Raw genomic sequence first — 21,663 nt, forward strand, 5'->3', positions numbered from 1 at the left:
CCGCGTAGATAGATTGTGCCTATCTGCACATAGATTATTCCAGTTTGACCACTTCTGAGCTTGATCCGATGCTGTCAAGACCGCAGAAGGAGACGCGGCCAACGGCTAGGCAGTACCACGATCGTTCTTCTTGACAGCGGTAAGTCTCGTTTCCCACTTCGATTTAGAAGATGGAAACATTAACGCACAGAGGTGACGAAATGACTCCGACCGGTAACCGAATCGTGACTTTCGAGAAGCCCTTGGAAATGAAGGTCAACACCTTCAAATTTCCAGAGCTGATAACCCCTCAAGGGAAAAGCGCACCCCATGGCGCTATCCTCAAAATAGTTACCACAAATATCTGTGGCAGCGACCTTCACATTTATCGCGGTTCGTTTGCTGTTCCCAAGGGAATGACCATGGGCCATGAAATGACCGGCGAAGTGATCGAAGTGGGATCAGACGTCGAAGTCGTGAAGAAGGGCGACATCGTTTCCGTTCCCTTCAATGTGGGGTGTGGGCGTTGTTACAACTGCAAGCATATGCGCTCCGATGTATGCGAGAACACCAACCCCGAAATCGACTGCGGAGCCTACGGGTTCAACCTCGGTGGCTGGACGGGGGGCCAAGGTGATTATCTCTTCGTACCGTATGCGGATTTCAATCTCCTTCGCTTCCCTGACAAGGATGCCGCCATGGAAAAAATCCGCGATCTGACCCTTCTCTCTGACGTACTACCCACAGCTTTCCATGGGTTCGCTGGCCCAGACTGGCCAGCCGCACCGGCCTACGTCGTCGGCGAGAACATCCTGATCTTCGGTGCCGGGCCGGTCGGCAGAGCGGGTGCCGCCTGCGCCAGACTTCTGGGTGCAGGCGCCATCATCGTTGCCGATTACATTCAAGAGCGGCTGGACCTTCTCAAGCCACACGGCGTGGAAACCATCAACCTTTCCGACGGCGTGCCGATCGAGGAGCATCTCGAACGCATTACCGGGCACAGGGAGGTGGATCGCGTCATCGACTATGTTGGTGTGGACTGCCGCGGGTTTGGCGCGGAGGCTGACAAGATCGTGGAGAGCGCTGTTACCAACGCAATGCTCAAATATGTCCGCTTCGGCGGAATGACCAGTACGGTCGGTGTGTACTGCGCAAACCCGATCTCGAAAGACCCGAAAGCCAAGAAAGGCCATATGGATCTGGAATGGTCCAACGCCTGGATCAAGTCGCCGCGAATGTCGGCTGGTCAATCTCCGACGGCCAACTACAACCACGCGTTAATGCGGGCGATACTGAACGATCGCATGCCTTACCTTTCGCCGATGATGAACACTAAGTTCATCAAGCTCGAAGACGCGCCCGCCGCGTACAAGGAGTTCGACGCGGGTTCTGCATACAAGTACGTCATCGACCCGCATGGTTCAGTGCGGCAGTAAGCATCCGGCGCGGGCTAAGCATCAGGATGTCTCACACTTTCTGGTGAGAGGCATTCTGGCTCCGCAGGTCCCCGGCCAGCAACTGGAGCCGGCGAATATTTTCGCCGGCATTTGCCTGCTGCCCCAAGGCGTTGTGATTTTGACGGGGTACTTGCCTTGGCTCGGGCCAGGAGCAGAGCCTCAGCATCCGCAGGTGATGATCAACCGCAGGCGTGTTCGGGCGCCTGGTTCGCAATCGACCAAGGGTCGGACGGAGGCGATGCACGGCGTCCATTGACGTGCATGGCTGGACATAGCCTTCGTCTGATCCTGACCACCCCACGGACTTGATCAGGCTCGCCTGGTGTTGTGCCGGCCTCGGGCCATCGCACGATCAACCCAGCCCTGGCTCATTCAGCCAGAAGTTTCCAAAGACGTGGCCGAACTCGCCGCCGCCAGAATGGCAGTCACTTCTATAGGGAGATAGCACAGTGTTGGATAAGTCGGAACGGGAGGGTGGCCTATGGAGCTGCGCCATCTTCGCTGCTTCGTAGTTCTTGCTGAGGAGCTACATTTCACGCGGGCGGCTGAGCGCCTGCATATCGAACAACCACCGCTATCACGAGCCATCAAGGAACTTGAGGACGAGTTGGGCGTAGTGCTCTTCGACCGCAACCGGCGAGGAACAGTTCTGACGGCGGCGGGTGCGGTCTTCTTGCAAGATGTACGCCGTCTATTCACTGTGCTGGAACAGGCTCGTGAAAACGCCAAGGCTGTGGCAGCAGGCTTGCGCGGTAGCCTGCGCATTGCAGTATCAGATGGAGCTATCGATCCACGGCTGTCGGCATTTCTGGCTCGTTGTCGCGCCGAGGAGCCGGAGATCGAAATACGCTTGTCAGAGGTGCCTCTGGCAGAGCAAGTGCGTGGCTTGCGTTCGGGCGACTTCATGATCGGGTTCGCGCACACGGCCGATGTCGGCGACGGTATCGCTGCCGAAGCAATCTGGCGCGACCCGCTGGTGATTGCTGTGCCAGCTCGACACTCATTGCTCACCTACAAGGAGGTGCCACTTCAAGAACTCCAAGGCCATCCACTTGTCCTGTGCGACCCGCAGGTATGCGAGGGCTATTGCCGCGAACTCAAGCGGCTGCTCAACACGTTGGAGCACAAGCTGAATGTTGTCGAGGAAGTATCCTCGCTCGACATGATGCTCACCTTGGTCGGCGCCGGCTACGGCATCGGCTTCATGACGGCGACCAAGATTCCCATCTCCCAACGGCCGGATGTGGTGATCCGCCCCTTGGCGATGGATTCTGCCGTGATCACGACCTACCTGCTTCGGCCCGACGGCAGCAATTTATCGGCTTCGGTGGAGCGATTTATCGTTCGCCTACGCGACTCTTCGGACGGTTGACGAAGCCTGGCAGGCCAGACACTCAGGGATCAGTGTCGGCACGCAGATTGCGTTCGGTCGCCGTCATCAGGTCAGCCGCGCTTATTCCGAGTGCCGTAGAAATTTTCAGTATGAGCGGAAGCGTGGGCACGTGCTCACCACGCTCGATCTTACCCATGTGAGAACGCGAAATGCTTGCCCGAGATGCGAACTCGTCTTGCGCGACTCCCTGAGCGACGCGCGCAGCGCGCACGGCCTGTCCGAAGGCTAACGCCGACTCGGATTCATACGTCGATGTGCCAGAAGGACGGCCTGGCTGAATTGTTGATTTCTGCATTAGCAGAAGCGTCAAACAATCTGCCACAATTAACCACGTTAAAAATAACGACGTTAAACTTCACTCTTTCCTGCGACGCTGGTTTGCCTTTCTGGACAGATCGCTTATTGGGGGCCCTCATGCATGACGCCACCAGCCAGTTTTCCCATTTCAGGCTTGCTATCGCACCTGGAGTGCCATCCTCTTGCCTCACAACGCTTCTTGCCCTACAGCGAGCGGAGGAGCCGGAAGTCACCATCGCGTTCTTTGAGACCTCAGGCGACGACCTGATGACGGGCCTTGAGGAAGGCCGCTATGACGCTGGAATGTCGCTTCGGAACACTGGTGCTCCGGCCGTGAAAAGCCAGCCGCTCTGGGTCGAGAACATGGCCGTTGCAATGCCGCTGGGGTCCCCCTTACTTGCCCAGGCGAAAATCACGCTTGCCGAGCTTCTGGACTATCCGGTGTTTCGCTGGCCGACGGAGGCATGCCTACTGCTCGATCAGCGACTGTCTTCCCTTCCGTTGAGCCAACAGAGCATTCAGCATGTGACTTCGTTCGAGATGATGGCGCTTTGGGTCACCGCTGGCTACGGAGTGGGGCTCTCCGCGCAATCGCGCATTGAGCGTGCCCATGCGTGGGGGATCACTATGCGCCCGCTTTCAGACGGCCCCTACGAGATCGTGACATACCTGCAGCGGCCCCACGCCCAAGCCGACTCCGTTTTTGAGCGGTTCGAGCGCAGAGCGATGGAAGTTGCCAGGGCAGGCGCTGCGTAGCAGGCGCCCGCGGCCATAGGTTGAAGCGCGAGTGTCAGGCACCCTCAAGCACCACTGCGCTATCAACCAACCGGCGGACGCTTTGCCGCACATCCTCGGGGATGGGGTGCGGGGCAATAGTCTCGGGCGTATCCGCATGGTGCTGGTAGTCGCCCGTGATGACCCGGATGATCGCGGGCACGTTGGTCGGCGTGACCGTATCAATGGCCGCGCGGTCCCCCAGGTCAGGGTGCGGCTGGGTCAGCATGCGGTACAGGTCCCACGAATCCGCGTGTGGATACTGATTCATGAGCACCTGAGCCAGCCTGTGCTTGAGCGGTACAAGTTGCCAGTCGGGAACGCGTTGTCCCCGGTTGCCCAAGCTGATGGACAGCAGCTTGCCCGCCTTCAGCTCGCGGTTGATCTGGTCCTTGGATTTTCCGGCCAGCTTGCCGAACAGCGGGACCGGCAGGTTGTTCGGCGACTCGTACATGGCCAGCATTTCTTCCCGCTCGCGCTGGATTGCAGAGACTTCGGGCTCCGGGGCATGCGTCGGCGGTGGCGGCACCTGCGACAGCCGCTGGAACGTGATCCCGCCGCTGTTCGGGGTCACGACGATGGGCGTGGCCACCACTGGCGGGGCGACGGAGGGAGCCTGCTCGGCCACCGCGGGGGCCGCGTCCATCGCGTCCTCCACTTCCGCCATCGCCGGCACCCCGTCGATACGGATGGTCAGGTGCGCGCTCGCGGCTCCCACTTCGCCCTGTTCGAGCAGGTCGAGGCGATCGGCCCAGTCCTGCATCATCCGGCGGCGCGGCTCCACGTACTTGGCGTGGTTGTAGGCCGAACTCACCTTGTTCGGGTCGGAGTGCGAAAGTTGCGCGTCCACCCAAATCTTGGGGTAGCCGATCTCGTTGAGCGCCGTCGAGATGGTGCCACGAATGCCGTGGCCGGTCAGACGCCCCTCGTAGCCCATGAGCTGCAAGGCCTTGTTGAGAGTGTTCTCGCTGATGCGCTTCTTGAGTTCGCTACGGTGCGACAGCAGGTATTTTTGCGCCGGCCGCATTGCGCCCAGGAGGTAGCGGACGATCTCGATGGCCTGCAGGGACAGCGGCACGATATAGGGGGGCACGTCCTGCGGCCGCTTCCCCGCCTTGCGCATTTCGTCCTGGAGCTGCTTGACGATCTGCGGCGGGATGATCCACAAGCCCCTGTCGAGGTCGAACTGTTCAGGTTCGGCCAACCGCAGTTCGCCGGTGCGCACCCCGGTCAGGAACAGTAGCCGGACGCCAAGCTGGGTCTGCCAGCCACGGGGGTTGTAGAGCCGGAGCCTCTGAAGGAACTCGGGCATCTCGGGCAGGTGCAGGTAGGGGTTGTGGGCCACCGGGGGCTTGGGCTCGGCCACCACGTCCAGGTCCGCGGCCGGGTTGACTTCCAGTCCCTCGGCGATGACCAGCGCATATCGGAACATCTGGTTGAACCAGGTGCGGACTTTCTCGGCGGTGGTGAACGCCTTGCGCTTCTCGATCGCCGCCAGGACGCCCAGGAGCTGGGGGCGACGAATGTCGTAGATCGACATCTTTCCCAGAGTGGGCAGCACGTCCTTGTTGAAGATGCGCAGGATCTGGGAAAGCGTGCTCTGACGGCCTTCCTTGAGTTCCTTGCGGCGATGCTCTACCCAAGCATCGAAGACGGTCTTGAAGGTGTATTCGCCCGCCAGCTTGGCCGCGTGCCGTTTCTGGTCGCGCTCGACCTGGGGATCGATCCCCCTGGCGAGCAGGGCCTGGGCCTTGTCCCGCTCGGTCCGGGCCTCGCGCAGGCTGAGGGCAGGATAGCCACCCAGGCACAGGCGCTTTTGCTTGCCCAGCCAGTAGTAGCGGAATTGCCATGACTTGCCGCCTGCGGCTGAGACCATCAGGCCCAGGCAGTCGTTGTCGGAGAGGGTGTAGCGTTTTCCGGTGGTCTTCGCCTGCCGGACGGTCAGATCAGAGAGCGCCATTTCGAGACTCCTAAGTAATGACTTAGGCCCTATGCTCGTCATGGTTCCCGCTCAGCCCCAGCAACTATCCGGTAGCCAACCCACCCATATTCTTGTGCCTTATTTGGTCACTCAAAAACGGTAGCTGTGGGTGGATTTCCGTGGCACTCGCTGGAATGAAAAAAGGAGCCGAAGCTCCTTTTTTCAATGACCTACAGACCCCAGTAGAAGTCTGTGGATCAAAATTTGGAGCGGGATCGTTTCTCCATATTGCCAAGCATTACAGAGCGAACCGAAATTGTGTCGTTTAACCTCTTGAAAGTGTACGAGGACTGCGTGAAACGACTTGCGGGCATTGAGGCAGAACGTCAAGCTGTACTCCCTGCTCCACCTGCGACGCCCTCAGGTGGATTTCACTTTGGGTAGTACCTATTGCCACGCCCAAACCGTGGATTCTAGCCCTGAATCTAGCGTCTATCGCGAGCACATGAGCATCCTGGGCTTGATTACGAAGTCAATCACGCTTGCCTGCATTGTCATCATCATTGGATACGGCATTGTTTACGGAGCTGCACAGCTGGCTATCAGTGTTACGCAAGGCATACACGACCTAACTCACCGTCCACATTTGGAAAACAATCATTTTATTTTTAAGAGTATTGATTCAGTTAATCACTTGCCTGGCATTTCTAGGCATGAGCAGATTGATTGGACTATTAACCCGGACTTCATTGCTAGTGGCCCCGGAGTCATATATGACGATGAACGTTACTTGTGGCCTTCGGCTCCAGAAAGCCTTTCTACTGATTTAGCTACAGACGATCAACCCGTTTTTCTACGTTTGAGACTCTTCGATTCTGAGCAGGCTGGTGCCTTGGTCGAAACATTGAACGGAGCAGGCTTAAGCTCTTACATTATTGAAGAAGGGGCGGGTCTTGATGTGCATGCTGGCCCTGCGAACAACCTTGACCCCAACTCACCACTTCTCCAGTACCTATTGAATCTTGGCTTTGAGTGATCGCGGTTAAAGTCGTGGTGAGTTTCACGCGTGAAACCAGAACGCCCATTTACGCGTCCATCATTTCGTCCTGACAACACTAGAGCAGACTCTTGACGGCGCACAATGCGTTTGGGCCGTGGAACCCCCGGCGCCAGGAAGACGCTAGTTTCACGCGTGAAACCAGCCACCAACAACACAGCCTTGCGCGTGATTACTCCTTTTGCTGACGTTAGCGCACTCAAGAGCATTACTTGCACATTTGCAAAGGCCGTTTGCACATTACATCCACATCAGTTTCACGCGTGAAACCGGGATGTCGCAATTCCGCATCCATCATTTCGTCCCGACAGCACTGAAGCAGACTCTTGACGTCGCACAATGAGCTTGATCCATAGAGCCCCGGCCGCCAAGAAGATGCTGGTTTCACGCGTGAAACCGCAAACACATTCAATTAACCCGGCTCTCTTATTTTATTTTCTTTTATATTTGCAAGCATTGCTATAAAATCAGCCGAATGACTAACATTCTGCACACCTGGAACCTGGTTTCACGCGTGAAACTTCAATGCGAGGCAGCTCATGGAACGACGACCACGATTATTTGATAAAGCCAAGATCATTACGGTCTACAACCAAAAAGGGGGGTGCGGGAAAACCATGCTAACGATGCAGCTAGGTGGCTTGCTCGCCATGCGGGGTTACAAAACACTTATCATCGATATGGATAAGCAACAAACTGCGTCGACCTGGTTTGCTCGAGCAGAGGCACGCAAGAAAGAGCCATTTCCGGCAACCGTGATCTCGCTTAAAAGTGATCCTGAACACTTGATCGGGGCACTGCGCAACTTCAGCGAAGATTTTGATTTCATCCTCATCGACTGCCCACCTTCAACCGAGAGCCAAATTCCTTGGGCCGCCTTGAACGTTTCTGTCGTTGGGATTGTTCCTATTGGCCCAGTTCTCGATAACATCTGGGCTTCTCGCGAAGCATTTAAATTAGGTGATGAAGCGAAGGAACGTAATCCAGACTTGAAGTTGTTCTACGTTTTATCGATCCTAAAACGTGGAAGGATCTTCGAGTCCTGCCAAAGAGAGTTCGGTAAGATCGACCACATACGCCAAGGTCTAATACCTCAGCTTGGCAAAGGGCTGACTCAACGTAACGCCTACGCAGAATGCCAATGGTTCGGAACAATCATTCACGGTCTAAAACAGAACCGCCCAGCTGCCGCAGTCGAGGAACTTGATCATCTTGCAGATGATTTTTTAAAAGTTTTTGATATTAAGGAGAAGGCTAAATGAGCAAGAATCGCTTTGAAGATGATGCCGATGATCCTATTAATGTTGCACCAAAGCCTGCAGTTGACCCATTTGATCGCGCGGCGCAGACCCTCAAAGAAAAGCCATTTCCATTTGATCAAGCGTTTGACACGCGACTGACCTCTGGCAAGAAGGTTCAAGAGTCAACCGCAACACGAACTCAGTCCGTTGGCGAGACCGTTGCAGTCCCAACGAGCGGGGCAGGGCAGAGCAACGAACTTGCCGCTGTGTACATGGAGGTAGATCTCGAGCTTATTGATGACAATCCCTTTAACGCTCGGGCCATCTACCTTCCGGAAAAAATTGCCGAGAAAGCGGCAGACATCAAGTTGCGTGGGCAACTGGTACCCGGCCTGGCCATGCGTAAAGGCGATCGTTTTCAGTTAATCGCCGGTCATTACCGACGTAGGGCCTTACCGCTAGCAGGCCTAAAGACCATGAAGTTGATGGTCTATCCGCAGCTAAGTACGCAGCAGCTTTACGTGCTCTCCTACAAGGAGAATGCAGAAGCCAATCCTCAGACCCCACTGGATAACGCAATTCGCTGGAAAAGTCTGTTGCAGGAAAAGGTATTTGGCTCTGAACTTGAGATCGCTGAAAGCATCTCGATGTCAAAAGCAAACGTCAACAAAACCATGCAAATTCTGAACTTGCCTGCTCAAGTTTTGGAAATTCTTGAACAGAATCCAGGAGCGTTCGCACTGTCCACGCTTTACGAAATCGTTTTGTTGCATAAGGTAGCGGGTGAGCGTGAAGCCTGCATGGCTGCTGAATCAGTTCTGTCTAATGGTTGGGGCCGCAAGGACGTGGCGGATCGCCGCACCATTTTCGAAAATAAGGGCGCCACTCCTCGACGACGAAATGAAACATCACGCCAGTACAAAATTCTCGACGGCGACGATAAGATCGGAGCAATTAAAGAATGGGACAACGGCAAGGTTGTCTTGGAAGTAAATTCCCTTGACCCTGAAAAACGCATCAAAATCGTTGAAGAGCTCAAGCGCCTTTTCGCTGTAGGTGATTAACCTTTCGGACGCTGCAGTGATTGCAGCGTCTGCGAGCACTCAGCGATCGGGTCAATAAACCGCCCCAGAGAATTGGACGCATCCTGTAGTTTTTTTGTTTGCTCTGGTGTCGAACCTTTTAACTCGCCACGGTTTGTGTGGCCTGTTACCGCGATATCAAGCTCACCCAGGGCCCCGTCGACCTGGGCGGCAAATATCGACCGGATGTAGTCTACGTACTTGGCAATCGGCCCAGCTGTAGCATATGTAGTCTTAGCCAAATTAGATGTTGTGTCTCTGGTAATTTTTGCGGCATCAATACAGGTTTTCGCAGATGAATATGCGGTATTGACCTGTTGCTTAATTTCATGAGCGTTGGTTATGGCGAGGGTTGCGGCAGCAACCATACCTATAAAGCCTAAGATGGCTACGTAGCGAATCATTGCACGGTTCCAGATCATCTTCTTTCCAGTGTGTGAGAAGCAACAGTATGGTCAATGGAAAATCACAAATCCAGGCGAAACCATAGTTTTTCTGGAGGAACTTCATAAAAAACGCACTCTTGCTCGCCAAAGGTGAGCTGTTGCAGGGAAGTGCTCCATTTGCAACGATGGGCATTGAGTGTATTGAATTAGTAAACACCCTTGAAAAGCTTAAAAGAGTTAAAGGGCGGAATTTCCATATTTTTTAACCACTTAGCGCTGAGTTGGTGAGACGCTACAGGGCAAAGAGTGAGCCTCTGCGGGGAAATAGGTGAGTGGATACGGGGAAGTGAGCAAAATTGAGTGAGCTTATACGGGGGAATACGTGAGTGGATACAGGGAAGATTGCTCAATAAGGTGAGAGCCTACAGGGAAATGGCTTGTCCATGTAACAGTTAACACCAGTAAACCAGCTTAGGTGAGTCTTTACAGGGAACGCTTCCCTGCAAAGGCTCACCTTACTTATTGCAGTAGATGTTTCCCCGATGGTCCGGGTCTGGCAACAGCAGGGGAGGGGGCTAAAGGTGAGGTTTTACGGGGAAGTTTGGCTGGCACTTCCCTGTATCGTCTCACCTCTAACAGCACGTAGGCAAAGCCACAAGGTGATAGTCCGGCTTAGAACCTCATTTGTTACCCCGTAACCTCTCACCTTTATCCTCTTCATGGCGTTACTCCTACGTTAAGGTGAGTGTTTACAGGGTAGTTTTATCGACATGGCCTTGCGCTTGCTTACTGCTTCCCTGTAAACGCTCACCTCAATGTCCCGTATACCGTCCTTCCCTGTATCGTCTCACCATTGCAATGGAAGACATACAGCTCATAGTTTCCCTGTAGATGCTCACCATAGAGTCTATAGGTGAGGCTTTACAGGGATGCGAATATCAAGGAATAAAGGTGAGCGTTTACAGGGAAGTTGGCTCTCTCACCTTAACGATCGCAACTAAAGGTGAGNTGGCTCTCTCACCTTAACGATCGCAACTAAAGGTGAGTAGCGTCACGCCCCCATAACAAAAAATGTGTTGAATCATTGACTGTTTTGGTTCAAACTTGCTGCTATCCCCACAAACATCTCTCACCTAAACTGCACATGGCACGTGCCCCACGGCAATCTCGAACGAAAACCTCTGCCGCCTCCAACGGCTTGATCGTTGTGGATGTGCCTGATGTATCGGATGACATTGAGCTGCGAGAGAAAGAGTTCTCCAAGAGCAATGACTCCATTGGGCTACGTGTTCAGCAGGGCCGACTTACCCTGTTGTCGCGCAAGATCTTCAACGTGCTTGTGTACCGTGCGCAGCAGGTCGGACAACCAGGCCAGGACGCACCCAGAAACATCAAAAGCGGGGAAAAGTACTTTTGGGTACCGCTGGGTGAGGTTGCTGCTGACGCGAATTACGACAGCAAGGATACGGAGCTGTTTAAGAGCCACATTGACGAGCTGCAGGATGTTCGCGTCTATCACGAGGATCAGATGGCGTGGACCTCAGAGCGATTATTAGCCTCAGTTAAGCTTGTCAAAGGTGATGGGCGTAAGAAGAACTCAACTCAACCGGTCATGCTGGGCTATATGTTCCCGCCCGAAGTCGAGTCTATGGTGCTCAAACCAAACCAATACACCAAACTGTCGCTGTACTACCAGGCACAGTTTCGTCGTGGTGCGAGTCTAGTTCTATATGAAATCTGCAAGCGTTACCTTACAAATCCTAGCAAGGTAACCGGTCGCCAGCCATGGCAGTGGTGGCATAACGTGCTGACAGGTAGCCACGAAGATACTGAGAATGTACAGTACAAGTATTTCAAGCGCGATGTGATCAATCCGGCGGTCACTGAAATTAATTCCACCTCAGACCTGAATGTGGAGCTGATCGAGTTTCGGTCCGGGAGACGAGTCAAGGATCTTCAGTTCAAGGTATTGCCAGCCAAACAGTTTTCATTGCCGCTTTCGGCTCCAGCTATTCTGGATACGCGTTTGCTGGAAAAGATGATGCAGTTGGGCATTTCACAGCACGAAGCCTCAGATCTGATGGCCGAGTACACCGTTGTGCAGATTGACGAAGCGCTCCTGGTGACCAAGAAGCGTGAAGAGAATAAGAAACTCACACCTCTGGATTCTCCCGCTGCGTACTTCAAACGAGCGTTGAAAAATGGATACTCGAACCTTACGTCGGCCGCGCAGGCTCAGCTTGCCAATGAGCATTCCGCGCCAAAGAAAACGAAGGTCGATTCCGAACAGCTGCTGACACAACTTCGTACAGACTACAAGCTTTCACGTGCGGCGGAGGCTTTGGAGTTGCACGCAGAGATGTCGATCGAAGAGCAGCAAGTGAACGTGACGGAGTTTTTTGAGAGTAAAGAGTATCGGTCATTGCCAGCCGGCGCAAAGCGTTCAATAACCTCTGGTAAACCTTCGCCAGTGGCGCAATCAACGTTTGGTTTATGGCTCAGCGCACGATTCTGGCCAGAAGAGCCTTCAGCTAAAGAGCTCTATGAATTTGCGGCTGCCAATCTGGTCGCAGAGCAAGACAAAAACGGCCAAGCGAAGTAGGCCGGTAAAGAGTAGGGTGGGGCAGCAGCCGCCCAGGATCAGCCGACGCGCAATCAATCAGGTGCCATTAGTCGTCACCCAGAAATTTTTCCATCTCCTGCAGCCTTCTGGCCTCTTGAGCGCGAGCATAGATGCTGGTTGTTTTCAATGAGGCATGACCGAGGGACTCCATGACTGTCGGTAGTGATACCCCTTTTTCTACAGCGAGCGATCCATGGGTGTGGCGCAGCCAGTGGGTGCTTGCTTTCAAAAAATGTTTAGCAAGTGAAGGGCTTTCGTCCTGAATGTTTCGCGCAACGCTGTTGAAAAACTCTTTGAGCTGGCGATAGATCACTGAGTGATAAATAGGTTTTAGCTTGTCACGCGTGCTGGGGAACAAGGGTAGGGCAGTAGGGGCCTGCCTAGGATCATCGGGCAAACCCAAATCAACCAGGTAGCGTTGTGTTTCACGCACCAGTACCCGGGCCAGTGGAATCTGGCGTTCTTTCTGCCCCTTTCCACGCACGTTCAAGAACCAGACGTCGTGAAGCTCCGCCCCCAGATCTCCAATTTCAAAGTCACTTGTACGGATTCGCACCAGCTCGTTAAGACGCAGACCGGTCCCAAATCCAAAGCGAATAATGAAAGCTAAGCGACTGTTCATCCTGTCATCAAGGTCGAGCTGCTCCAGGTGCTGAATCACTACATCCCATTGGCGCTGGCTAAAGCTTCGATGCGCCTTTATTTGCCGGTTCGAGCGGAAATTTGGAAGGGCGGCAAACGGATTGGTCTCCAGGTAAAGTTGACCAACCAGCCAATTAAACATGTTGCTGATAATGGTCAAGCTTAACTTGATACTATCGCGCGTCATGCTGCCACTAGGCTGATCGTGCAGCAGATCCACGGGCGTACTGGTCTTGCTATCGGGGGTGAGGTCCCGATCCGCTGGACGGTTCTTGTTAACAAAAGGGCGCCAGAGGGGGTGATAACGCTCATAGCGCTTCGTTGCCACCCATAGACTGGCCGGTTGAGGATCGAACAAAAATTGGACGTAGTCATTGGCGTCTTGCACGCCCAGCGAAGACAGCGGTTTACCTCGGGCCTTGATCGCCCACAGCAAAAGCCGCTCTACTTCCTTTCTGTAGGACATGAAGGTATTGGGGGAGTGCCGATAACGATTGAGCCATATGTGCACTGCTTCGTAGTCGTTGGACGCTTCTAATCGATTTCGCTCAGTTGGATAGCGATTGGTTCCGGCGGACCCATCCAGGCGCGCTGGGACTACAAAGCGCTCAAGCGGTGCTATTTGGTCGGTGCGAGGGCCAATCAAGGCTGGTTGGCGTGCCGACTTAGTCGAGTGAAGGTCAGAACCTGGAACTGTGACTAAGTCGCCCCCGGTTGAGGCGTTTGTTAGCTGTGAACGTGCCGTGTAGGCCCAGGGCATGATCTCGCATCCAAGAGCTGATTCATGGTGACGAAGCCAGCCTAGAATCCGCACTGCAGTGTGCTCTCCCAACTTCGGTACTTGATTGAACCAGCGATAGCCCGCGTGATTGGCACAATCAACGATGTCTCCCAGAGTGTTCAAGCCAGCATGTGCCAGACGTAAGGCAACTCTGGGATCGAACCAACCGAATACCTGATCATCTAAACTCGGCTCGGCCGCAGCCACCGGCTCGAGCTCGTTAATTAACCGGACTCTGGCTGCCAGGCGACGAAGGTGCTGGGCACTACTATGGGCCAGCTCTCGGGCCCGATCCTGCCCAGTGGCGCTCACCTGACCCGATGCCGTGGCCTCTGCTCGGTCATCCAGGTAATTAAGTGCCGACACCTTGTGTTCCAGGGCTTGTTGCCCGTAGCGCTGGCGATCCACCTTCAGGGCACTGGGATAGTGCTCGTAATAATGCTCCAGCTGTTCCTCTTGGCTAAAGAAACCGTCTGGGTCATAGGCTGCGACGAAATCCTCGAAGTTTGGCGCTGACTCCTGGTCATCTAGCGAGTGCTCAGATTGCTCGTTCCGGTTGTTTTCTACGCTTTTACCGCCCAACGAGTCGTTCAGTGCGGCAAAGTCCCGTAGGCCACGCACGACCGCCTCAGGCACACGCAAAAGCTCCAAAGCATCCAAGTCGTGATTCTTACGCATGCCGGCGGCGATTAGCGCGTCTTGGACCATCAGAAGCGTGCGACGAGCCGCAACGAGATCTCGGCCGGTCTCCAGATAGCGATCGGCGATGTCGGCCAGATTCAAACTTTCTTCGAAGAAGGCGCGAAACAGGGCGATGTGATGCAAACCCACGTAGCGTGTGGGAATAAGGTTCTCGATCGCAGGCATAGCTCTATAAGGCTGAAAGTTAGCTTAAGCTAGAGAATACGGCATTTTCACACTAAAATACAATGGTTAATTATGGGAATAATTAACCATTAATGATGAGCGTAGACGTTCAAAATTGGTTCTGTACACTGATAATTTACGGACAAAGGCGTGGCCAGCGCTGAATTATCAGTTCTGCGGGCGCGCCAAAAAAAAGCCGAGCGCTCTACAATCGACACAACGCCGCATGGCACCTAATAATTGAGAGGGACATGACTATTGAGCACCTGTTGCGTAAGGTACGATCGGCAGCGACTGTCGGTATTGGCACTATGTCCACCGGAGAAGCGCTGTTCTGCGCCTTGGTGCTTAATCGCTCCGACTGGCTGCAAGAAATGGGCTACACAATTGCCGAAGCCTTAGCTCGAATCGACGACGATGCTGTTGCTCAAATTAGTTCTGTAGCCAAACAATGGGCTCGGGAACGTTCCGCCACTCAACACGCCGAACGCATGGCCACAGAGGAGATTGCCGCGGCCTCGCTTTTGAGCTCCTCGGATACGGATCAAACGCTGTATTTCTCCTCTAAGCTGGTCACCTACGGCAGCGCTCCAGGCTACCGAAAAGCGTCTCTGATATTTGATATTCAAAGAATTGGACAGGATGTTTCAACTCGTTTGTACCGAGTAGACATCTCTATTCGTCCTGAAGACGCCGAGGGAATTATTCAGCACCTCCTGGAGGTACATCGATATGCCTGGACGAGGCCGGGTCGCCCCCTTGATGCCACGGAAACTGAACCCCAGCCATTCTGGATCGACAACCGCATCTAGATTTGGCTTTTATTCCCTGCTCAGCCAATGGCGCTGAGCATTAACTACACAAACAACCTACCGTTGATAGGGCCCTGATAGCGCTCACTAAAAATGTTCCCCCGGCTCAACTATTTAGCGCCGTAACATCCCCACCATAGTAGGAAACGTGTAACGCGAATCGGCTGTGTCAACAGGGTTATGCACAGAAAATGTGGATAACTAACGTCCTTTAGATCAAACGCAATTAACAGTCAGGCCCCATGGACTGAGACTAAGCCCGTTACGCAAGCCAGCTCTGGCCAGCGATGGTTGTCTAGCCGCGAAACTGCTCTTGGCGCTGAGCCCACGCTTCGTGCAAACGTACCGCGGAGATCACCTCGGCGTAACCGAGGCGCAAGGCTACTTCGTTGATGTCCACTTCTTTCTCGAAGAGCATCGCGCCGTAGCTGTTGCGCAAGTGTTGTGCGGTAACCAGTCCGATATCCGGATAGGCTTTGATGACCGGGGAGAAGAAATCACGAATCACACGAGCCACCGTGCTGGCATGCATACCCTGCTCATTTTTTTGAGTACAGAACACCAGGGCATCTTTGTCTTCACCCATTTCTTTGCGACGAATTTCTAACCACTGGCTCAGCCACTGCGCCCCCTCTCCAGAAAGACTCTGAACACGCGCTAAGTGGGCGTTCGTGCCAAGCACCCTCACCCAGACGCTGGCATCAGAATTAGATGTGAGGTGCGATAGGCGAAGGGCCAGCGCCTCGGAGACTTTCAGGCCGCAAAGTAAAAAAAGGCTGGCCAACGCTCTGTCACGCAGGTTCCGTTTGGGTGACTTGCCGTTGGCATCAAGTCGTTTCATTCCCAATCCTTCTGTACACGAGCGCATGTGGTCACATAAGATCTGCCGCTCTGGGCCTAGATAAAAAAAGGTTGCATCATTGGCCTGGGCTTGTTTCCAATGCGGGTCAAAAAGTACTTGGTAGGAACGAACTGGATTGTGTAGGTTTGGATTGGCTTGCAAGGTTTCATTGTCGACGCACTGAAGCATTGCGTCGTAAGCGCGTTCGATCAGTCGCAAGTAGCGATGGCGCTGATTCAGCTTGTTTTCGAGCAGGCTGGCCAGAAAGCCTTTAATGTGAGCGGGTTGGATATCCAGAAGATCGAGCTTCTGCTCACTGCACCATTGGGTGAAAACTCCCCACTGCGCTCTATAAACCGTAAAGGATCGCTGGCCAAAACCCTGATTGAGCAACCAGGATTGAAACGCCAGATCGGGATCCGCCCTCCATTCTGCTAAACTTTTGTTGAACAGGGAGTTGGTGTTTCGAGGTAGCGCTGGCTTTGAGCGGAGAGGGTGTTTTGTTTGCATAGATCTGTTGACTGTTAATTGCATTTATACAGCAACACTGTGCAAATATCCAGATCTATGAACTTAACCTGATGTCTTTAGACGGTCTGGCGCTGAAGATTTATCTTTCTTTTTTTGCGCGCCCACTGCGCTTCGCAAGTTTGCTAGAAACGCCTCCGCCTTTTCAATTGCCTCTATTTCAACCGGATCGCGGGAATCCTCATTCGGATATAGATAAACAGTGGCCCACATATCTTCAATAACGAGGTCGTGGCAATACTATTGGCGCTACCTCAACACGAGTTGGGAAAAACTGTATCTTCGCGACAGCCTCTAATTCTTTAACAGTTATCTGACGCTCGCGGCGATCTGATCTGTTTTCAATAAGGTAAGCCGCTGCCCCACCCTTACCCTTGTGAGCACTTGGATCAAAAACAACCTTATACAAATGCGAGGGCACCATCACTCCGGCATCGCCCCCGATACGTGTAATTTTGGACTCCAGCCAAAGAACGCCCGTTATGACATAGATAGGCCGGTGTCTGGCCATCGCACGTACACCCGCCTCCACGGCGGCCCAGACCGTACGGTTATTACCAGGGTCCTGAGGAACGATATTCGAGAGCACGAACGATTGGGCGTCTGCCGCCGGCGTTGGCATATCGGCCGAAGGGGCCAGGTGCCCACGATCAAACCCGGAGCCTTTGTAGTGCTCCAGGCTCGCTCTCTCACCCGGGCTTAGACGGCCATCCTCAAAGAAACTGTCCGAGCGCCCTACTTCTTGTGCTGCCCGGATATGACCAGGGGTGAGGTACTGGGCGGAATATAGCGGAACACGGGCGACACCAGAATGCAGCGTAGCGAACGCATCAGCGCATAGATGACGTGCGGCCGTCGCTAATCGTGGGTTGAGGATGACAGGAGCCTTTGCGTCCACGTAATGTTGCTCACACCGCGCCGGGAAGTCAATGCCTGACCGAGTAGCCGATGACCCTGTGCTCGTCGTCACCAGCGTTGCCGCGTGCTCTATGCCGGCGGTAACCGCCTTATCGACCAGAGACGAGAAAACGCTGGCGTTTACAGGCGCAGATAGTGAGCCCACTAAAAGGCAGATGCCCAGGGCTTGTTGGAAACGCAGCATTTGTTAACGACCTTTAAGCACAGTATCGAGCCGCTTTTGCAGCTCTGGAGCCAATGGCTTCAAAGGCACACCAAGGATGGACTCAAGCTCAGAGACCGAAGCGATGCCCTGCGCGAGACGGATCTGCCCTTGTGCATCTTTCCAAATCATGGCTGGTGTACCGCTAAGACCAGCGCCGACCATCAGGCGATTTGCTTGCTCGATCTGAAGCTTGGCCGTGTCATAACGCTCAGTGTGCGCTGGGTGGTCGCTAGATGCCGGCGTGCTGCCGTTCATGAATGCACTCATCAAGGCATAACTGTCTTGACCAGCAAGCACCTGCGCGCCCTGTTCCCAGCTATCCTGACCAAGAAAAGCGACCGGTACCCAATGAATTGCTTGTCCTGCTCGCATTGTTGGTTCGAGCACTTGCCAAAGTAAGTGGCAGTACGGACATTGCATATCAACCAGGATGTAGACGGCATGTGGCGCTTGAGCCTGCTGGCCAGGCTTGACTTTAGGCTGGACGACAGACGTCAGTGTTTTCAGTGTGTCAAAGACCTCAGACGCCTCGAGCGCCGCCGGCAACTTCTGGTCTGCAGCATCATCGAACCGGTTGGTGTACTGGCGCAGGTAAGACAGCGTCAAGTCGTTATCTGGATTGTCATAGAGCGAGCCGACCAGCATCCAATCATCGGGAGCCAATGTGTAGACAACGAGCTGTTGGCCGCCCTTTTGAACCACCCATCCTGTAAGTCCTTCGCGCACCGCAAATGTGCGCACAACATGATCTTCTTTCTCGACAAGCAAAGCCGCGACGTTGGCCGGGGGCGACTGCGGATCCGCGTCGCTTTTGGCCATACTGGGCAGGAAAGCAAGCCCAACGATAAATGTTGAAAACCAGCGTTTAACCCGAGGACCAAGAATCCGCGTTTGTTCGACCTTAGTCATTGGCAACCTGTTGTGCTTTGGCCAACAAATGAATCTGAGCTTTGGCAGCCACATTTATTGTCAGCGCCACCAGATCATAGGTGTTCTTAACATTGGCACGCAACGAATCATCAAGCGGTGGGAAAGCATCAAAGAACGCCTGCAACTCATCAGGATGATGGTGAAAATCATCTTTTGCGACATTCTGCCGGTTGAAAATGATGATTTTCTTGGCTGTGTTGATCTTGTCCTGCAGTAGGAAGAACGCCAGGGCATATTGATCGGCAAACAGCTCCTGGTCTTTGCCCGGCTTGATTGAAAGCATATTTCCGAGAGAGGCTTGGTGCAAAGCCGCGCAATGTCCAAACTCGTGAGCAGCCAGGTAATAGGTGATCTCGCCCTTCGTAAATAGCCCGGTCGACTCGTATCCAGCCAAAAAAGCAGGATTGCTGGTGTCAAAGGTCATCAGGCATGCCGCTGTGCGCTTGCCGTCCAAGACAGCGTCACGATAGTAATGTAGCGCGATACTTTGATCGGGGCTATGAGGGCCGTGTTCAACGCTTGCATCGGTTCTTCGACCAAAAAACTGAGCCACGTTCGGGCGTGATGAATCAAGAATATCGCCACTTAGCGGGCTGCGTTCGCCTTGATGATAACTTTGGATCATTCGCTGAAACGTCGCGCTCATTGCTAGCCGAAAGTCATTGTTTTTGGCCTGCTGTGCTCCGGCTGGCGCCACTAGCGTGCCGGCCAGGACCAAAGCGCTTAATGCAAAACTGATATAACGTTTCATGTTGACTCCTTTACAGACTATCCTGCCCGGCCTTCTTATCCAGGTTCACTGGATCACGCGGTCCTGGGGGCAAGACTGAGTCGATCTGTTTTCTAAGCCGCTCAAGGAACTGTTCATAGTTGGCCGCCCCATTGGTGCTGGTTTGAACACGGTCAGGTTGCGCCAGCTCGCCGGTGACATCACGCAGGGCTTGCCACAATGACGAGCCCAATGCCTCACAAATCAACTGGGCCTTATCGAAACTTGGCGGCAATCGCTTTCCATTCTCAAGCGAAGAGATAAATGAAGGGCTGAGGTTTGCTGCGCGTGCAAGGGTGACTTGATTCATGTTGCGTTGCCTACGATGCTCCCGGACCCACTGACCAAAGCCATCCGATAGTGTTCCTTCCCCTTTTGTAAGCATATTCATTATATTAATCGTGATTACATAAAAGCAAAAATCAAGCGGCTTTTTGTCTGTGTAACCGCACTATAAAGCCAAAATCCGTAGCCAGACAGGCACAGAGCTGGCGCTAGCGGCAAGGCCTGTGGGTTGGTGAGGTAGGGTGATCGCTTCAGCAGTTTGAGTACGCTGACTTGCCAAATCAAATGACCAACGACGGCACACAACAGTGCCGGCACGACAAGTGGCCCGAGCAGTAAGCCCAAAGCCAGGCCAAGATAGACATCACCTACACCGACGCTACCGATGCCCAGGGCACGACCAATAAATGCGTTGAGCCCAAACGTAACGAGCGCAAGTAGCATGCCCATCACTCCGGCCAGACCATAATAGGCGCTGTGCTCAGCTACCAGTACCCACAGGCCCGCGCATGCAAATAGGGCCAACAGGTGAATATCACTTACCACCCGATGGGCAAGGTCAGACAGGCTCAGTTGAACAGCAACAACAAACAACATCAGTGCGATAAGAAAAACAGAAGGTTGGGCGCTAAGGAAATAAAAAGCCACAAGCCCCGTTGCCGCGCTGGCCAGATCCCAGGGGCAAAACCATTGAAACGAATCACACGCGGACGGGGCCTGCTGATCTGCTTGCCAATGGGCATACACAAAATAGAAAACGCGCGCGACGGGCCCCAGGCTTAACGCGCTAATCACCACTAAACACCACGCAATCCAGTGCTGTTCACTCGCACTGAAAACCACCGAGCCAATGCTCGCAAGGCACAGGCTGGCCACAACGGCCACACGCTTGTGATCAGAAATCATCCCACTCATACCGCGATTGTGCAATTGTGCGTTGTTTTTGGCGCTCAATGAGCGTTTGGGTGTGGGAAGAAAAAGAACGATCAGCGTACTCTGGTTGGCATGCCGACCAAGCTGGTTGTGACGGGTCTTTGGGGTGCGGCCGTTCCTGGCGAAGCTTCGTGCTCTGAGCCTCGATCGTGGCAAACAGATCAAAAGCACGGCTCTGGTGATTCAAGTCCAATAGAACCGAGTACTTGTCTTCGCGTATTGCGGCAAACTGTGGTGACTGCCAATCGAACTTGACCTGGGCCTGGGCACTTTCAAGGGCAATTGGAAATCCTGCTTCCCAATACATAAACTCGAGGGTACGGTAGGTGCGCTGCCAGACACGTAGCTGGTATTGCTCACGCTTTTCCTTGCTCGCGCCTTTGAGGTAGATCTCGTTGCGCTGCACCTGGCGCCACGCATCGGCGCGCAAGATGTTTAAACAAAGACGGGGCTCTTCGCCAAGGCCGCCGATCAACGCGGCCAGGTTCATGTAATGACCGTACCGTGAACAATGAATTTCGGGGTGAAAGCAGGCTTCGTAGATCGCTCGTGCGGCTACAACCCACGCCAGCTCGATAATATCCGGCGCGCTGGGGTATCCATGCGCATCGGCCTGTATTAACTGCTCTTTACGGGCTCTGAGCTGCGCCTCAACCGCTTGGCGTTCTGTATCGTTGAGCGTGATTTTGGTACGCTGTACGATTGCTTTGATCTCTTTCAGGATATCGGGGTCTTGACCGTTGTATCCTTGCCCCAGCACCCGCAATAGCGGTACGGGTTGATCAAATTCGTCGTCGCTATCTGCCCCACGCGACTCTCGATCGAACTGCTGATCGAGCACAGAGTCGTCGTCCCATCTATCTCTTTCGGGGCTCCCGCATGTTTCCAAATTCATTGTAAGCCTTCGCTAACTGGACCCAAATGCGCTTACAACTTTTGCCG

19 protein-coding genes are annotated in these 21,663 nt (G+C 53.9%); 8 read left to right on the forward strand and 11 right to left on the reverse strand.

The genetic code is table 11. The features are described from left to right. Positions 1-200: 200 nt before the first annotated feature. Positions 201-1,415: a glutathione-independent formaldehyde dehydrogenase gene (locus tag PuT2_RS11925; RefSeq protein ID WP_009459598.1), complete on the forward strand. Its 1,215-nt coding sequence runs from the start codon at positions 201-203 to the stop codon at positions 1,413-1,415. A gap of 502 nt (positions 1,416-1,917) precedes the next feature. Continuing rightward, entirely contained in the window at positions 1,918-2,808 is an 891-nt protein-coding gene (locus PuT2_RS11935) for a LysR family transcriptional regulator (protein ID WP_023435198.1), read from the forward strand. A gap of 22 nt (positions 2,809-2,830) precedes the next feature. Here the strand turns inward: PuT2_RS11935 and PuT2_RS11940 are convergent, their stop codons facing one another. Beyond that, positions 2,831-3,124 (reverse strand): helix-turn-helix domain-containing protein, encoded by a 294-nt coding sequence (locus PuT2_RS11940; RefSeq protein ID WP_009459591.1) that lies wholly within the window; start codon positions 3,122-3,124, stop codon positions 2,831-2,833. Between the two features lie 119 nt (positions 3,125-3,243). Here PuT2_RS11940 and PuT2_RS11945 point away from each other — a divergent pair, with 119 nt between their 5' ends. Then, positions 3,244-3,882 (forward strand): substrate-binding domain-containing protein, encoded by a 639-nt coding sequence (locus PuT2_RS11945; protein ID WP_029885977.1) that lies wholly within the window; start codon positions 3,244-3,246, stop codon positions 3,880-3,882. A 34-nt stretch (positions 3,883-3,916) separates the two neighbouring features. On the opposite strand, the gene PuT2_RS11950 is transcribed toward PuT2_RS11945, so the two are convergent. Beyond that, on the reverse strand, positions 3,917-5,860 hold the full coding sequence (locus PuT2_RS11950; protein ID WP_023435196.1) for an integrase arm-type DNA-binding domain-containing protein: 1,944 nt from the start codon (positions 5,858-5,860) through the stop codon (positions 3,917-3,919). A 466-nt stretch (positions 5,861-6,326) separates the two neighbouring features. On the opposite strand from PuT2_RS11950, the gene PuT2_RS11955 reads away from it, so the two are divergent. From PuT2_RS11955 to PuT2_RS11965, 3 genes are all read left to right on the forward strand, one after another. After that, positions 6,327-6,857 (forward strand): hypothetical protein, encoded by a 531-nt coding sequence (locus PuT2_RS11955; protein ID WP_093971216.1) that lies wholly within the window; start codon positions 6,327-6,329, stop codon positions 6,855-6,857. A gap of 560 nt (positions 6,858-7,417) precedes the next feature. Continuing rightward, positions 7,418-8,140 carry a ParA family protein gene (locus PuT2_RS11960; RefSeq protein ID WP_093971217.1) on the forward strand — a complete coding sequence of 241 codons (723 nt, stop codon included), beginning with the start codon at positions 7,418-7,420 and terminating at the stop codon, positions 8,138-8,140. Next, the gene (locus PuT2_RS11965) at positions 8,137-9,183 is read left to right on the forward strand and encodes a ParB/RepB/Spo0J family partition protein (RefSeq protein WP_093971218.1); all 1,047 of its coding nucleotides are present in this window, start codon (positions 8,137-8,139) and stop codon (positions 9,181-9,183) included. The genes PuT2_RS11960 and PuT2_RS11965 overlap by 4 nt, the downstream gene beginning before the upstream one ends. Here the strand turns inward: PuT2_RS11965 and PuT2_RS11970 are convergent. Then, positions 9,180-9,623 (reverse strand): hypothetical protein, encoded by a 444-nt coding sequence (locus PuT2_RS11970; protein WP_093971219.1) that lies wholly within the window; start codon positions 9,621-9,623, stop codon positions 9,180-9,182. The two genes, PuT2_RS11965 and PuT2_RS11970, sit on opposite strands and share 4 nt — an antisense overlap. A gap of 1,108 nt (positions 9,624-10,731) precedes the next feature. Here PuT2_RS11970 and PuT2_RS11975 point away from each other — a divergent pair. Further along, a complete protein-coding gene (locus PuT2_RS11975) occupies positions 10,732-12,189 on the forward strand; it encodes a replication initiation protein (RefSeq protein ID WP_093971220.1) in 1,458 nt (485 codons plus the stop codon). 67 nt (positions 12,190-12,256) lie between these two features. Here the strand turns inward: PuT2_RS11975 and PuT2_RS11980 are convergent, their stop codons facing one another. Then, positions 12,257-14,500: a phage integrase family protein gene (locus tag PuT2_RS11980; protein ID WP_093971221.1), complete on the reverse strand. Its 2,244-nt coding sequence runs from the start codon at positions 14,498-14,500 to the stop codon at positions 12,257-12,259. 251 nt (positions 14,501-14,751) lie between these two features. On the opposite strand from PuT2_RS11980, the gene PuT2_RS11985 reads away from it, so the two are divergent. Beyond that, a complete protein-coding gene (locus PuT2_RS11985; RefSeq protein WP_093971222.1) occupies positions 14,752-15,312 on the forward strand; it encodes a hypothetical protein in 561 nt (186 codons plus the stop codon). A 295-nt stretch (positions 15,313-15,607) separates the two neighbouring features. Here the strand turns inward: PuT2_RS11985 and PuT2_RS11990 are convergent, their stop codons facing one another. From PuT2_RS11990 to PuT2_RS12020, 7 genes are all read right to left on the reverse strand, one after another. Beyond that, the gene (locus PuT2_RS11990; protein WP_158214039.1) at positions 15,608-16,663 is read right to left on the reverse strand and encodes a site-specific integrase; all 1,056 of its coding nucleotides are present in this window, start codon (positions 16,661-16,663) and stop codon (positions 15,608-15,610) included. A 235-nt stretch (positions 16,664-16,898) separates the two neighbouring features. Continuing rightward, positions 16,899-17,783, reverse strand: a complete 885-nt coding sequence (locus PuT2_RS11995; RefSeq protein WP_093971224.1) for a DNA/RNA non-specific endonuclease — start codon at positions 17,781-17,783, stop codon at positions 16,899-16,901. Between the two features lie 3 nt (positions 17,784-17,786). Then, a complete protein-coding gene (locus PuT2_RS12000) occupies positions 17,787-18,713 on the reverse strand; it encodes a thioredoxin fold domain-containing protein (RefSeq protein WP_093971225.1) in 927 nt (308 codons plus the stop codon). After that, on the reverse strand, positions 18,706-19,485 hold the full coding sequence (locus tag PuT2_RS12005) for a hypothetical protein (protein ID WP_093971226.1): 780 nt from the start codon (positions 19,483-19,485) through the stop codon (positions 18,706-18,708). The genes PuT2_RS12000 and PuT2_RS12005 overlap by 8 nt, the downstream gene beginning before the upstream one ends. A gap of 10 nt (positions 19,486-19,495) precedes the next feature. Then, complete coding sequence (locus PuT2_RS12010) at positions 19,496-19,894, reverse strand: helix-turn-helix transcriptional regulator (protein ID WP_093971227.1); 399 nt, start codon at positions 19,892-19,894, stop codon at positions 19,496-19,498. Between the two features lie 14 nt (positions 19,895-19,908). Then, positions 19,909-20,694: a hypothetical protein gene (locus PuT2_RS12015; RefSeq protein ID WP_093971228.1), complete on the reverse strand. Its 786-nt coding sequence runs from the start codon at positions 20,692-20,694 to the stop codon at positions 19,909-19,911. Next, on the reverse strand, positions 20,684-21,616 hold the full coding sequence (locus PuT2_RS12020) for a hypothetical protein (protein ID WP_143516163.1): 933 nt from the start codon (positions 21,614-21,616) through the stop codon (positions 20,684-20,686). The genes PuT2_RS12015 and PuT2_RS12020 overlap by 11 nt, the downstream gene beginning before the upstream one ends. Positions 21,617-21,663 lie beyond the last annotated feature (47 nt).

The organism is Pusillimonas sp. T2 (genome assembly GCF_002236805.1).
Classification (GTDB): domain Bacteria; phylum Pseudomonadota; class Gammaproteobacteria; order Burkholderiales; family Burkholderiaceae_B; genus Neopusillimonas.